The organism is Klebsiella sp. RC2, from assembly GCF_014192815.1.
GTDB lineage: Bacteria > Pseudomonadota > Gammaproteobacteria > Enterobacterales > Enterobacteriaceae > Klebsiella > Klebsiella variicola.
On sequence record NZ_JACHYL010000001.1, the window covers coordinates 263,837 to 276,760 of the forward strand.

14 protein-coding genes are annotated in these 12,924 nt (G+C 60.6%); 4 read left to right on the forward strand and 10 right to left on the reverse strand.

Annotation, left to right across the window (positions count from 1 at the left end; all coding sequences use genetic code 11):
- Positions 1-18 precede the first annotated feature (18 nt).
- From FHW76_RS01240 to dgoR, 6 genes are all read right to left on the reverse strand, one after another.
- Positions 19-966 carry a 2-hydroxyacid dehydrogenase gene (locus tag FHW76_RS01240; protein ID WP_110209362.1) on the reverse strand — a complete coding sequence of 316 codons (948 nt, stop codon included), beginning with the start codon at positions 964-966 and terminating at the stop codon, positions 19-21.
- Positions 963-2,276, reverse strand: coding sequence for an MFS transporter (locus FHW76_RS01245; protein ID WP_043875087.1), 1,314 nt, complete (start codon positions 2,274-2,276; stop codon positions 963-965). Before FHW76_RS01245 ends, FHW76_RS01240 begins: the two co-directional genes overlap by 4 nt.
- Before the next feature lie 94 nt (positions 2,277-2,370).
- Entirely contained in the window at positions 2,371-3,519 is a 1,149-nt protein-coding gene (gene dgoD, locus FHW76_RS01250) for a galactonate dehydratase (RefSeq protein ID WP_110209363.1), read from the reverse strand.
- Positions 3,516-4,133, reverse strand: a complete 618-nt coding sequence (locus tag FHW76_RS01255; protein ID WP_012967806.1) for a 2-dehydro-3-deoxy-6-phosphogalactonate aldolase — start codon at positions 4,131-4,133, stop codon at positions 3,516-3,518. Before FHW76_RS01255 ends, dgoD begins: the two co-directional genes overlap by 4 nt.
- Positions 4,078-4,995, reverse strand: a complete 918-nt coding sequence (locus FHW76_RS01260) for a 2-dehydro-3-deoxygalactonokinase (protein ID WP_183476161.1) — start codon at positions 4,993-4,995, stop codon at positions 4,078-4,080. The genes FHW76_RS01255 and FHW76_RS01260 overlap by 56 nt, the downstream gene beginning before the upstream one ends.
- A complete protein-coding gene (dgoR, locus tag FHW76_RS01265; protein ID WP_022066201.1) occupies positions 4,992-5,681 on the reverse strand; it encodes a D-galactonate utilization transcriptional regulator DgoR in 690 nt (229 codons plus the stop codon). Before dgoR ends, FHW76_RS01260 begins: the two co-directional genes overlap by 4 nt.
- A 368-nt stretch (positions 5,682-6,049) precedes the next feature.
- Between dgoR and FHW76_RS01270 the strand changes: the two genes are divergently transcribed.
- Positions 6,050-6,589 carry a DUF2058 domain-containing protein gene (locus tag FHW76_RS01270; protein ID WP_044613699.1) on the forward strand — a complete coding sequence of 180 codons (540 nt, stop codon included), beginning with the start codon at positions 6,050-6,052 and terminating at the stop codon, positions 6,587-6,589.
- 24 nt (positions 6,590-6,613) lie between these two features.
- Here FHW76_RS01270 and FHW76_RS01275 read toward each other — a convergent pair whose 3' ends face one another.
- On the reverse strand, positions 6,614-7,312 hold the full coding sequence (locus FHW76_RS01275; protein WP_070612255.1) for an RluA family pseudouridine synthase: 699 nt from the start codon (positions 7,310-7,312) through the stop codon (positions 6,614-6,616).
- Positions 7,313-7,503: 191 nt separating this feature from the next.
- On the opposite strand from FHW76_RS01275, the gene FHW76_RS01280 reads away from it, so the two are divergent.
- Together FHW76_RS01280 and FHW76_RS01285 are read left to right on the forward strand one after the other, a co-directional pair.
- Complete coding sequence (locus tag FHW76_RS01280) at positions 7,504-7,986, forward strand: cold-shock protein (RefSeq protein ID WP_012541308.1); 483 nt, start codon at positions 7,504-7,506, stop codon at positions 7,984-7,986.
- Between the two features lie 112 nt (positions 7,987-8,098).
- The gene (locus FHW76_RS01285) at positions 8,099-8,998 is read left to right on the forward strand and encodes a LysR family transcriptional regulator (protein ID WP_008804348.1); all 900 of its coding nucleotides are present in this window, start codon (positions 8,099-8,101) and stop codon (positions 8,996-8,998) included.
- Here the strand turns inward: FHW76_RS01285 and FHW76_RS01290 are convergent.
- From FHW76_RS01290 to FHW76_RS01300, 3 genes are all read right to left on the reverse strand, one after another.
- Positions 8,973-9,782 (reverse strand): substrate-binding domain-containing protein, encoded by an 810-nt coding sequence (locus tag FHW76_RS01290; RefSeq protein WP_008804347.1) that lies wholly within the window; start codon positions 9,780-9,782, stop codon positions 8,973-8,975. The two genes, FHW76_RS01285 and FHW76_RS01290, sit on opposite strands and share 26 nt — an antisense overlap.
- 11 nt (positions 9,783-9,793) lie before the next feature.
- Complete coding sequence (locus FHW76_RS01295) at positions 9,794-11,089, reverse strand: MFS transporter (protein ID WP_032432118.1); 1,296 nt, start codon at positions 11,087-11,089, stop codon at positions 9,794-9,796.
- A 305-nt stretch (positions 11,090-11,394) separates the two neighbouring features.
- A complete protein-coding gene (locus FHW76_RS01300; RefSeq protein ID WP_110209364.1) occupies positions 11,395-12,327 on the reverse strand; it encodes a LysR family transcriptional regulator in 933 nt (310 codons plus the stop codon).
- A gap of 98 nt (positions 12,328-12,425) precedes the next feature.
- Between FHW76_RS01300 and FHW76_RS01305 the strand changes: the two genes are divergently transcribed.
- Positions 12,426-12,902, forward strand: a complete 477-nt coding sequence (locus FHW76_RS01305) for a GNAT family N-acetyltransferase (RefSeq protein ID WP_012541306.1) — start codon at positions 12,426-12,428, stop codon at positions 12,900-12,902.
- Positions 12,903-12,924: the final 22 nt, after the last annotated feature.

Genomic DNA, 12,924 nt, shown 5'->3' on the forward strand with positions numbered 1-12,924 from the left:
GCGTTCACGGCTTTGCGGTCAGTCCGCCAGGCTTTCCGCCACTGGAGTCACCAGCGCCTTCTTCTCAGCCCAGCAGGCAACGTTATCGAGCACCAGTTGCGCCATCGCCGCGCGGGTACTCCAGGTGGCGCTGGCCATATGCGGTGTGACGACCACATTACTGCGCTGCAGCAGCCCGGCCGGTACCGCCGGTTCATGGCTGAAGACATCCAGCCCCGCCCCGGCGATAATCCCGCTCTCCAGCGCGGCAACCAGCGCGGGCTCATCAATCACGCTGCCGCGCGAGATATTGATGAGGATCCCTTTCTCCCCCAGCGCCGCCAGCACCGGCTGGTTAATGAGCCCCTGGTTTGCCGCCGTTCCCGGCGTGCAGATAACCAGAAAATCACTCTCCGCGGCCAGGGTCAGCAGATCTTCCCGCCAGGCATAATTTAGCGCCGGGAGACGCTTGCGGTCATGATAAGCAATCTGCATGGCGAACCCCTCGCAGCGCCGGGCGATGGCCTGGCCGATGCGCCCCATGCCCACGATGCCGACCCGCGAACCGGAGACTTTTTGCGTCCACGGAAAACCGCCCGCCGCCCACTCGCCCGCTTCGATAAACTTGTGGGCGGCGACGATCTGCCGCGAGGTCGCCAGCATCAGGCCCAGCGCCAGATCCGCCACATCGTCGGTTAACACCCCCGGCGTATGGCTGACCCGCACCTGGTGCTCTGCAGCCGCCTGCACATCCACGCCTTCATAGCCGACGCCAAAGACGGCGATCAGCTCCAGCGCGGGCAGGCTGGCGATCAGCGCTCGCGTCACGGTGGCTTCGCCGTTGGTGATGAGCACGGTAAAGGTGCCGGCCAGCGCGCGAAAGTCGGCGTCAGTGAGTGCGGTCAGCTCCACGAGGTGATAGCGTCGCGCCAGTTCCGCAGTCAGGGCATCCGGGAGCGACGCCTGTTTTAACACGTTCAGTTTCATAGCTTATCTTCTTTCAGAGTGTGGAAGGCGGAGGGTTTCTGGCCGCTCCGGGAGACGATGATGCCGATAATCCCGCCAAGGGCCAGCGCCACGGCGACGATCAGCAGTCCGGAGTGATAGCTGTTGGTCAGGTCCTTAATCTTCCCGAGCAGCGGCGGCAAGCCTAAGCCGACAAAATTGGCGATGGTGTTGATAAATGCAATGGAGGCCGCGGCCGCCACGCCCGCCAGCTTCTCGGTGGTCACCGCCCAGAACACCGGCGTTAGCGCGAAATTAAAGCCCACGGTGAGCACCAGCAGCAGATAGGCAACCAGCAGGTTGCCGGCATAGATGGCGACAGCCAGCGAGAGACCGGCCAGAATCAGCGGCAGCCCCATATGCCACGCCCGCTCGCCGGTCAGATCCGAATGACGGCCATTGAGGTACATAAACAGGCAGGCGAAAATAAACGGCACCGCGGACAGCAGACTAATAACCACATCGCTCTGCTCGCTGGCCATACTTTTGAGGATCAGCGGTAAGAAAAGCGTGATGCCGATGGAGCCGAACGCCTGCAGAAACCAGACCAGACTCAGCAGGAGTACCACTTTATTTTTCAGCGCACTGAACCAGGAGGCGTGTTGATTAACTACCGCGCCGCGGTTATCAGCGGCAATCTGCGCCGTCAGCCAGCCTTTCTCCGCCTCAGAGAGCCAGGCCGCCTTTTGCGGGCTGGAAGGTAGCAGCCAGAGCACCAGCGCCCCCAGCACGATGGCGGGAACGCCTTCAATGGCGAACAACCAGCGCCAGCCGGCGACATCGGCAATGCCATGCATATTTAAAATCAGCCCCGAGACGGGCAGCCCGATGATCGACGCCAGCACCGATCCCATATAAAAGAACGACATCGCCCGCGCCCGGTTGCGCTTCGGAAACCAGCAGGAGATATAGTAAATAATCCCTGGGGTGAATCCCGCCTCCGCCATGCCGAGTAAAAAACGCATAATATAAAGCTGGGTCGGCGTCTGGACGAACGCCATGCCGGCGCTCACCATTCCCCAGGTGATCATTATTCTGGCGATCCAGATCCGCGCCCCCACCCGGGTCATGATCAGGTTGCTGGGAATTTCGAAAATAATATAGGAAATATAAAACATGCCGACCCCAAGGCCGTACATGCTGGCCGTTAATCCCAGATCGGCGTTCATTTGCAGCGCGGCAATTGAAATATTGGTTTTATCAAGATTGGCGACAAAATAGCAGATAATAATAAAGGGGATGATTTTGCTGTTTAGCTTTTTTAATGTAGAAGTACAGAGTTCAATGCTCATAATAATAACCCCATGACTTTGCCTCGGGCAGGGGAAGACCGCCCGCGCCAGGCAAAGATTGATATTAAGAATCGCAGCAGGTATTAACCGGGGACTACCACTCGGCGACCACGCCATCGGCAAGGCGCCAGACGGGGTTCCGCCAGTCAGGAGCGCGTCGGCTCATCTCAATCACTTTCTCTTCGTCGATATCGACCCCCAGCCCCGGCTTCATTAACGGCTTAAAGTACCCCCCCTCCATATTGAAATCGGCTTTGTTTTTCACGAAGTCGAGTAACTCGGCGCCCTGGTTATAGTGGATCCCCATGCTCTGCTCCTGGAAGACAGCGTTGTAGGAAACAAAGTCTACGTGCAGACAGGCGGCCAGCGCGATGGGGCCTAACGGGCAGTGCGGAGCCAGCGACACGTCCGCCGCTTCCGCCATACCGGCGATTTTGAAGCATTCGGTGATGCCGCCAGCGTGAGAGAGATCGGGCTGCAAAATAGCCAGGCCGCCGGCCTCCAGCACCCGCTTGAACTCAAAGCGCGAGAACATGCGCTCGCCGGCGGCCAGCGGGATCGCGGTTTGCGCCGCCAGCCGCGGGTAGTACTCCGCCTGCTCGGCCAGCACCGGCTCTTCGATAAACAGCGGCCGATAGGGTTCCAGCTCTTTAATCAGCAGTTTCGCCATCGGCGCGCTGACGCGGCCATGAAAATCGAGGCCAAATTCAATGTCGTTACCAAATGCTTCGCGGATCTGCGCCACCGTGTTCACCGCCGCATCCACCGTGCGCGAACTGTCAATCATCCCCATTTCCTGACAGCCGTTGAGTTTGAAGGTATCAAACCCCATACCGCGCAGCGTGTTAATCCCGGAAATGACCTCGGCAGGCCTGTCTCCTCCCACCCAGCTGTAGGCTTTGATTTTATCGCGCACCAGGCCACCCAGCAGCTGCCAGACCGGCGCATTCAACGCCTTCCCTTTGATGTCCCACAGCGCCTGGTCAATACCGGCGATCGCGCTCATCAGGATCGGCCCGCCGCGATAAAAGCCAGCGCGGTACATGACCTGCCACAGATCGTTGATCCGTGCCGGATCCTGGCCAATCAGATAGTCCCCCAGCTCATGTACCGCCGCCTCCACGGTGCGCGCCCGGCCTTCGACGATCGGCTCGCCCCAGCCGACTATCCCCTCGTCGGTTTCAATCTTGAGGAACATCCAGCGCGGGGGTAAACGCCAGGTGGTCAGTTTGGTTATTTTCATTTCACAGCCTCTTGATACGCCCTAACAAATGCGGCGGCCTGCTCTGCGGTCCGCGCTACCGGCTGACCGGCGCGATAGAGATCGCTGCCCAGCCCCGCGCCCGCACAACCGGCCTCGATCCATTGCGCCAGGTTTTCCGGCGTGACGCCGCCGACGGCAAATACCGGCACCGACGCGGGCAAAACCGCTTTCAGCGCCCTGATGTAGTCGGGGCCAAACGCCGAAGAGGGAAAAATCTTCAGCGCCTGCGCCCCGGCTTCCAGCGCGGTAAACGCCTCGCTTGCCGTCGCGCAGCCGGCGCAGACGGTCATCCCGTGCCCAACGGCCCGGCGGATCACCGCCGGCTGCACATTGGGGGTCACCACCAGCCGCGCCCCAAGCTGCGCCAGCCGATCGACCTGCGCTTCCTGCAGCACCGTTCCGGCGCCAATCAGCGCCTGCGCGCCGTAGGCCCCGACCACGGCCGGGATGCTCTGCTGCCATTGCGGTGAATTGAGCGGGATCTCCACGGTGTCGAACCCGGCGGCGATCGCCGCGCCGACGTGCGCCAGCGCCTCGTCAGGGGTGATGCCGCGCAGAATAGCGATCAGCGGAAGTGAGGTTTGCCACTGCATGTACGATGCTCCTTATACCAGCCAGAAAGGCATCGTCGCCCGACACTGTCGTCACCTGGCGGCCCAGCAGCTGAAATGCCTGCTGATAGCGCGCGGAGAGGGACGGGCCGGCAACGATCGCGATAGCCTGTTCGTCGGCAATGAAGGCGCGCATGCTGGCCACCTCCGCGCCAATTAACAGGCCGGATAGATACTCGCTCACCTGCTCCCGGGCCAGCGCCCCCAACAGGTGCGCGGCGCGGGTCTCAAAAAGCTGTGGCAACACCGCGGGCGCGGCCAGGCCGCGCGCCAGCCCGGCGTGAAACGCCGCCGGCGCAGCCTGCTGCTCGGGTAATCCCGCACCGATCAGGGAGTGCGTCAGCAGCAGATGGTGCAGTTCGCCGGTCATCACCGTGCGAAAGTCCTCAATCCGCCGGCCGTCGGTTTTGACCCATTTGCAATGGGTGCCGGGCATGACGTACACCGCCGCAGGGGCCAGCAGGCGTGCGCCGAGGAGCTGTGTCTCTTCGCCGCGCATGACGTTGTGGTGGTCTTCGCGGGAAGTGCAAAGCCCGGGGACAATCCAGATCCCTTCATCTACGGCGGTCAACTGGTTGCCAATGGCCGTGAAATCGGCGGGAAGCGGTAAATAGGGCGCGTTCTTCCAGCCCACGTTGCTGCCTACCATTCCCGCCATGACCACTGGGGTACGCCCCTCGCGCCAGCCATGGATTTGTGTCGCTAACACCGCTGCCGGCGATTGACCGTTCAGGCGGGTGATCCCCGCCGCCGACTGTCGGCTGTCGAGGCAGCGTTCGCCCTCAAACAGCCAGGCGCGAAAATTGGTCGATCCCCAGTCAACAGCGATGTAGCGAGATGTCATGTGATTTCCTTCAGTCTTCGTGTCGAGCTGGCGATCATGGTGAGCGCCGCCTGCTCTGCCGCGTTGCTGTCCTGATGGCGAATCGCATCGAACAGCGCTTTATGTTCCTGGAGCGTTTGCGGCATGTTGGCCTCATCCCCCATCCAGGTCCGTTCAAATATCGCGCGCTGCAGCGAGCTAATCGCCACGCTGAGCTGCTGCAGCACCGGGTTATGCACTGACGCCAGCACCGCTTCGTGATAGCGAATGTCGGCTTCATTAAAGGCATCGCGCTGCTGGTTGTTGGCGATCATGTCATTCAGCGCCGCCTCAATCTGCGCCAGATCGCTGGAGGTGGCCCGCTCTGCCGCCCAGCGGGCTATCGCCGGCTCCACCAGATTACGCACTTCGCTCATCGCCGCGATGAGCCCCGGGTCTTCATCCTGTTCCAGCGCCCATTGCAATACGTCGCTGTCGAGGAAATTCCACTGGCTGCGCGGCGCGACGAAGGCGCCGCGATAGCGTTTCATCTCAATCAAGCGCTTCGCCTCCAGCGAGCGAAAGACTTCGCGGATGATGTTGCGGGAGGTGGCAAACTCCTCGCACAGGTCAGCCTCCGCCGGCAGCGCCGCGCCGGGAAGATATTTGCCGCTCACAATCTGGCGGCCCAGGGTCACCATCAGCCGATCGGTTTTAGTCAGGTTCATAGCGTGTCCTTAACGGGGTTATGCCCGGTTACTTTACTCCGTTCAGCGCGTTTCCACCCAGTCTGGTAGTACAAACGTGAACCTGTTCATCCTTGCCTGTGACACATAGTAGTACTATTAATAAAAATTGTACTACAATCCAGATCACAAAAAAGACAATCCATCACAAAAAAGGATCGTCGACATGCCAAAAATGGTGGCGACGATCCTTCGCCGGGGACGGGAAAGATGGGCCTGCGAGGCTGGGTTAACGCGGCTTCGGCGGGGGGCTGTCAGGCTAATCGGGGTAACGAACAGTGGGTAGTCTGGCGTCGTTTCGGCCAATGCAGGTATACTTGGCAGATGTTTCCTCAGTTTCAGACACGCAGATGACAAAACTCACCTTACAAGAGCAGATGCTCAAAGCCGGCCTGGTCAGCAGCAAAAAAATGGCTAAAGTCCAGAGGACGGCGAAAAAATCCCGCGTTCAGGCCCGTGAGGCCCGGGAAGCGGTGGAAGAAAATAAAAAAGCTCAGCTGGAGCGCGATAAGCAGCTCAGCGAGCAGCAAAAGCAGGCGGTGCTGGCGAAAGAGTATAAAGCCCAGGTGAAGCAGCTGATCGAGATGAACCGCATTACGGTCGCCCGGGGCGATATCGGCTTTAACTTCACCGATAATAATCTGATCAAAAAAATCATGGTCGACAAGATCACCCAGACCCAGCTGATTAACGGCCGTCTGGCGATTGCCCGCCTGGCGGTGGATAACAAGCCCGAAGGTGAATATGCGATTATTCCGGCGGTGGTGGCCGAGAAAATCGCCCAGCGCGACGCCAGCAGCATCGTGTTGCACAGCGCCCTGAGTCAGGATGAGCAGGATGAAGACGATCCGTACGCCGACTTTAAGGTGCCCGACGATCTGATGTGGTAACCCCGGTTCTCTCGCCGCGGGCGATCAGAACGGGCTCGCCTGCTGGATATGCATCGGCTCATGGCTGACGGGGTGGACAAAGCGCAGTTCGCTGGCGTGCAGCATCAGCCGCGGAGCCTGTTCCGTGCCGGGCAGCTCCCGGCCACCGTACAAATCGCAGCCAAGGATCGGATAGCCCAGCAGCTGGCAGTGGATGCGCAGCTGATGGGTGCGCCCGGTCTCCGGGGTAAGCGCCACCCGGGTTAACGCCAGCGCCCTCTCCCCATCCCGTGACTGATACAGGCGGTCAATGACCCGATAGCGCGAACGCGCCGGTTTGCCGTGCCGGGCGCACAATGACATGCGCGGGAAACGGGCCGGATCTTTGGCGATCGCCGCCTCCACTATCCCCTCATCTTCCGCCAGATGGCCGCACAACAGCGCCGTATAGACCTTGTCCACCGTGCGCTGGCTGAACTGCTGGCACAGCAAGGCGTTAATGCCCTTGTTGCGGGCCACCACCATCAGACCGGAGGTACCGAAGTCCAGGCGGTGCACCAGGGTGCAGCCCGGAAAGCGCTGAACCAGCCGGTGATGCACGGAGTCAAGGTTGCGCGGATCTTTGCCCGACAGGCTCAGCAGCCCGGCGGGTTTATTGATCAACAGCAGGTGTTCGTCCTGATACAAGAGGGTGATCTGTTCGCGGCACGGCGGCGCGACAAAGGTATCGATAATGGTGGACATCAGGCGGCCCGAAGTAGGAGTGGCTGGCGATAGTACCCCATTTTGGCCGCCGGCACGATGCTGGCGCACAATCCGCCCTCGCGGCGGCGTCATTTATCACCCACACTTATCGCAAAGGCATGGCCTGCACAGGCAATGTGCTTTACACTGCGCGCTGCAAAATTTGAGTTAACCAACGAGTAAGAACGGTAATGGCGATGAACGGAACAATCACAACGTGGTTTAAAGATAAAGGTTTTGGATTTATCAAAGATGAAAACGGCGAAAATCGTTATTTTCACGTGATTAAGGTCGCCAATCCTGATCTTATCAAGAAAGACGCGGCGGTGACTTTCGAACCTACCACCAACAATAAAGGGCTGTCGGCCTACGCGGTGAAGGTCATTCCGGAGAGCAAATATATCTATATCGCCGGCGAGCGGCTGAAGCTGACCTCCATCAAATCCTATGTGGTGTACCATGAGGAGGAGCCGGTCGAGACCCGCGTCGATAAAGAAAACGCGGTGCTGTCGGTCGGGCTGCTGATGAACAGCATCCGGCCAAAATCCACAGTGCAGCCGGGAGAGATGCGTTCGGTGAAAAAGCTGGCGATCACCACCTTTCAGGGGACAACCCTGATCTTCTCGGAAGACGAAATCGATATCGATGCCACGGTAAAACTGCTTAAGGTGTAAGCCCCGGCGCGCGGTTTCCCGCGCGCCCGAAGACCTGCCCGATAGACTACCCGCCATCGCCCCTCGCCGGACGGGGCGATGGCGCCAGACAGCCGATAAGGATGCCGCCGCCATGCCCGTGAATTTTGACTTCAACGATCTCTACGCCTTTCGCGCCCTGATGGAATATGGCAGTTTTCGGCTGGCCGCTGAATCCATCTGCCTGTCGCAGTCGGCCCTTAGCCGACGCATCGAAAAGCTGGAGACGGCGCTGGGCAACCGGCTGTTCGAACGTACCACCCGGCGGGTGACCCTCACGCTGTATGGGCAAAATTTTGCCGAACGTTCGGAGCAACTGCTGGCCCATGTCGAGACGGTGCTGGCGGATATCAGCCAGGTCAGCAAGGCGCGCACCGGGCTGGTGACGGTGGCGACGGTGCCCTCCGCCGCCTACTACTTTATGCCGGAAATCATCCGCAGCTTTCAGGCGCGTTATCCCCAGGTGCGCATCCGGTTGATTGACAGCAGCGTCGGGAATGTGATCGAGGCCGTCAGCAGCGGACAGGCTGACTTTGGCCTCTGTTTTGCCAAAAACCTGCCAGCCAGTCTCGAATTCACGCCTCTTGCCGACGACCGCTATGTGGCCGCCTGTCGGTACGATCATCCGCTGGCGCGCAAGACGCACCTCAGCTGGCAGGCGTATTTTGAACAGGATTATATTGGCCTGGATCGGGTCTCGGGCAACCGGACGCTGCTCGACCGGGAGCTGGCGCATCTGACGCCGGCGCGGCCAAGTATCTGCGAAACCCGCCACGTCACCACGATGCTGGGGATGGTGGAAGCGGGCATCGGCATTGCCGCCGTGCCCGCGATGTCGATGCCCGCCGGGGAGCATTCCGTTCTCCGCGCTGTGCCGCTCACTGACCCGGTGGTCACGCGCACGGTAGGCCTGATCCGCCTCAGCGGCCGTATTCAGTCCTACGTGGCGGCAGAGCTGGAGAAGCTGATTATTGAACAGTATCCTTCTGGCTGACCGGCGTGGTGGCGGCCACGCTTCGCATGCCGGTGGCGTGGATGGTCTCCTGCGCCGCCGGTGAGGCCAGATACGCCAGCAGCGCCTTGCCTTCCTGCGGGTGGTCGGCGCTGATAGTCACCGCCCCGGCAAAGCGGGTGATGTACTGCAGGTTATCCGGCAGTTCGCCAACGAAGGTCACGCCGGGTACCGGCAGCAGTTCGCTCACCTGCTGAAAACCGATCGCATACCGTCCCTTCGCCACTTCCGAGGCTACCGGAATGCGCTCCACCATCTGCGCTTTGCTCTGCATCGCGTCATCAATGCCCAGGGTGTGGAACAGCGTCGAGCTAACATAGCGTCCGCTGGCGCTGTCGGAGTACGCGACCGACGGCGCCGCCAGCAGCGTCGCCCGCAGCTGGTCTGCGCTATGGATAGCCGGCAGCGGCGCCCCCGCCTTCACCACCACGCCGATCGGCGAGTCGGCCAGCTCCCGACGCGAACCCGGTTGCGTACGGCCCGCTTTTTCGAGGCTGGTTAGCGCATCCCCGACCATAATCACCACGTCCGCGTGTTCGCCCCGCGCCAGGCGGTTAGGGATCGCCTGCGGCGTTTTCCCCATCGACGGGCCGGGGATCACCACGAGGTGGTTGCCAGTTTGTTTTTCCCACGCCGGGGCCAGCTTTTCCAGCGCCGCTTTGAAGCCGCCGGAGATCATCACGGTGACCTCTGCGGCCAGCGCGCTGCCGCCGGTGGCGGCCAGCAGCAGCGTGGCCAGCAGTGTTCCTGTCGTTTTACGCATCATCTTCTCCCTGATTAACGTGCCGTCTGCAGCGCAACGGCGCTACGGCGATAGAGGTAGCAAGTGGCCAGCAGGCCGCAGATGGCGGCAAAGCTCATCCAGTAGCCGGGAGACGCTTTATCACCGGTATACTCGATCAGCGCCGTGGAAATCACCGGCGTGAAGCCGCCAAATACCGCCGTCGCCAGGCTGTAGGCCAGCGAGAAACCTGCCACGCGCACTTCGGCAGGCATAATTTCGGTCAGCGCCGGGATCATCGCCCCGTTGTACATGCCGTAGATAAACGACAGCCACAGCAGCACGCTCAGCATCATCAAAAAGCTCGGCGCGTTCGCCAGCAGGGTCAGTGCAGGCCAGGCGGTAGCCAGCGCCAGCAGGGTCATGGCAATCAGCACCGGCCGGCGGCCAAAGCGGTCAGACAGCGCCCCGCCCACCGGCAGCCAGAAGAAGTTGGAAATCGCCACCAGCAGCGTAACCAGCAGGCTGTCAGAGGCGCTGAGCATCAGCACCTTTTTACCAAAGGTCGGCGCATAGACGGTGATCAGGTAGAACGCGGTGGTGGTCATCGCCACCATCATCATCCCGGCGATAACCACCTGCCAGTTCGCCAGCAGCGTGGCGAACACCTGGCGCATCGCCAGATGATGGCGGCGGGCGGTAAACTCCTGGGTCTCCTCCAGCTTACGGCGCAGGATGAAAATGAACGGAACGATCAGGCAGCCGAAGACGAACGGAATGCGCCAGCCCCAGTCGCTGATGGCGCTCTGCTCCAGCACCGCATTGAGGGCAAAGCCCATCGCGGCCGCCACCATAATGGCAACCTGCTGACTACCCGACTGCCAGCTGGTGTAAAAGCCTTTGCGGCCCGGCGTGGCGATCTCGGCCAGATAGACCGACACCCCGCCCAGCTCGGCGCCAGCGGAAAAGCCCTGCAGCAGACGGCCGATCAGCACCAGCAGCGGCGCCCACAGGCCAATGGTCTGGTAAGAGGGGATCAGCACGATCAGGAAGGTGCCGGTGGCCATGATCGACAGGGTGACGATCAGCCCCTTGCGCCGCCCCACCTTGTCGATGTAGGCGCCAAGCACGATAGCGCCGATGGGGCGCATCAAAAAGCCGGCGCCAAAGACCGCGAAGGTCATCATCAGCGAGGCGAATTCACTGCTCGCCGGAAAAAAGGTATGTGCGATGTAGGTGGCATAAAACCCGAACAGGAAAAAGTCGAACTGTTCGAGAAAGTTACCGGACGTGACGCGCAGGATGGCGCCGATCCGGTCACGGGTACTCATCAGTGAGGTTGTCGAATGCATGCAGGTCTCCAGTTTGTTATCCACGCGTTGTCGCGCGCCTGTTGCTGAAGACTGAAACAGAACCGGGAACGAAATAAGCGTAATAAACGCATCCATTAATGCATTTTACGCATGAATAACATTTAACTAATTAACATTACTTTTACATACAATCATTTAACACATACCGTGCTAACCACGCTGCGGGTGACGGCGAAAAAGTCAGTTTTCCGTTTTGTGACCGAGGCCAGGGTGCGTCGCCGCGGGTTGACGGCATAAAAACCCTGGCCTGGGGTGAGGATACACGCTGCCGGCCGCAAAGCGCGTCATGAAACGGAAGCGGCAGACTCCCCCACCAGCGTCTGCAACAGAGCGATCAGCCAGCGGGTAGCCTCGCGTTTCCCGCTGCGTTGGTGGGCGTAAATCTTGACGTCAAACGGCGGAACCGGAAACGGCAGCGGGAAAATGGTCAGCCGGGCGGCGCGGGCCATCGTCTCCGCCGCTCGCCGGGGCAGCGCCATCAACAGGTCGCTCTGCTCAATAATGAAGGGCGCGCTCAGCATCGAGGGGGTTTTCATCGCCACCTGCCGCGAATAGCCCTGCCGCTCCAGCTCACAGTCCAGCACCCCCTGCTGCTCATTCCACGGGGTCACCACCAGATGACGGGCAGCAAGGTAGGCGTCCAGGGTCAGCGCCGTCCGGTCGGCCTGGCTGATGACCACATATTCGTCCCGCAGCCAGTTAATCTCCTCAAGATCGGGATGGGCTGGCTCGTCAGGGGTATTGAACCCGAGGGCCAGGTCGACCTCGCCCGCCAGCAGCTCGGTCAGCGCCGGGCTGTGGGGCAGATAACGGAGTTCAAACCGCAGCCCGGGCGCCTCACGCTGCAGGTGGTGCATCAGCGTCGGAAAGACGCAGAACGCGGTGAAATCGGTGATCGCAATCTGCATGCAGTCGGTGCTGGCGGCCGGCACAAACGCCGCCGGCGGCGTCAGCTCCTGGTTGAGAAACTTCAGCGCCGAAGCAATAGAGGGCGCCAGCTGGCTGGCATAGACGCTGGGGCACATCCGATGCCCTTCGCGATAGAACAGCGGATCGTTGAGGGCGCTGCGCAGCCGGGAAAGCGCATGGCTCAGCGCCGAGGTGCTCATTGCCAGCTCTTCCGCCGCCAGGCGCACCGAGCGGGAGCGATAGACCGCGTCAAAGACTGGCAGCAGGTTGAGGTCAATCCGGCGCAGGACAGGATGCATAATATTCATCGTTTGCTGATTTCATTGCACTTAATTCTTTTCACAATACCGCTTATCCTCAGGGTCAGCAATTTTGCTCTCTTTTGACTATTGATACAGGACGCCCCATGAGCATCACGATCCGCCAGGCCACCCCGGACGACGCCACCGCTATTTACGACATGATTTATGAACTCGCGGTCTACGAGAAAGCCCCTGAAGAGGTGGTGACGACGGCAGAGGAGATCAGAGAGACGCTGTTTGCCAGCGGCAGCAAAACCGAAGCGCTGATCTGCGAGGTGGCGGGCAAAGCGGTGGGCTACGCGGTGTTCTTCACCAGCTATTCCACCTGGCTTGGACGCAATGGTATCTATATGGAGGATCTGTACGTCACCCCCGACTTTCGCGGGATAGGCGCCGGAAAAGCGCTGCTGAAAACCATCGCGCAATATGCTGTACAGCGTCAGTGCGGGCGTCTGGAGTGGAGCGTGCTCGACTGGAACCAGCCGGCGATTGATTTCTATCTGAGCATTGGCGCGCAGCCGCAGGATGAGTGGGTGCGTTATCGCCTCACGGGCGATGCGCTGCGGGCCTTTGCGGAGTAAAGCGGCTCGCCAGCAGGTCGGC

Excerpts from the sequence above, each read along its gene's own strand:
- FHW76_RS01240 (WP_110209362.1), bottom strand. The coding sequence starts at position 966 with ATGAAACTGAACGTGTTAAAACAGGCGTCGCTCCCGGATGCCCTGACT.
- FHW76_RS01290 (WP_008804347.1), bottom strand. The coding sequence starts at position 9,782 with ATGATGCGTAAAACGACAGGAACACTGCTGGCCACGCTGCTGCTGGCC.
- FHW76_RS01270 (WP_044613699.1), top strand. The coding sequence starts at position 6,050 with ATGACAAAACTCACCTTACAAGAGCAGATGCTCAAAGCCGGCCTGGTC.
- FHW76_RS01295 (WP_032432118.1), bottom strand. The coding sequence starts at position 11,089 with ATGCATTCGACAACCTCACTGATGAGTACCCGTGACCGGATCGGCGCC.
- FHW76_RS01255 (WP_012967806.1), bottom strand. The coding sequence starts at position 4,133 with ATGCAGTGGCAAACCTCACTTCCGCTGATCGCTATTCTGCGCGGCATC.
- FHW76_RS01245 (WP_043875087.1), bottom strand. The coding sequence starts at position 2,276 with ATGAGCATTGAACTCTGTACTTCTACATTAAAAAAGCTAAACAGCAAA.
- dgoD (WP_110209363.1), bottom strand. The coding sequence starts at position 3,519 with ATGAAAATAACCAAACTGACCACCTGGCGTTTACCCCCGCGCTGGATG.
- FHW76_RS01285 (WP_008804348.1), top strand. The coding sequence starts at position 8,099 with ATGCCCGTGAATTTTGACTTCAACGATCTCTACGCCTTTCGCGCCCTG.
- FHW76_RS01275 (WP_070612255.1), bottom strand. The coding sequence starts at position 7,312 with ATGTCCACCATTATCGATACCTTTGTCGCGCCGCCGTGCCGCGAACAG.
- FHW76_RS01305 (WP_012541306.1), top strand. The coding sequence starts at position 12,426 with ATGAGCATCACGATCCGCCAGGCCACCCCGGACGACGCCACCGCTATT.
- FHW76_RS01280 (WP_012541308.1), top strand. The coding sequence starts at position 7,504 with ATGGCGATGAACGGAACAATCACAACGTGGTTTAAAGATAAAGGTTTT.
- FHW76_RS01260 (WP_183476161.1), bottom strand. The coding sequence starts at position 4,995 with ATGACATCTCGCTACATCGCTGTTGACTGGGGATCGACCAATTTTCGC.
- FHW76_RS01300 (WP_110209364.1), bottom strand. The coding sequence starts at position 12,327 with ATGAATATTATGCATCCTGTCCTGCGCCGGATTGACCTCAACCTGCTG.
- dgoR (WP_022066201.1), bottom strand. The coding sequence starts at position 5,681 with ATGAACCTGACTAAAACCGATCGGCTGATGGTGACCCTGGGCCGCCAG.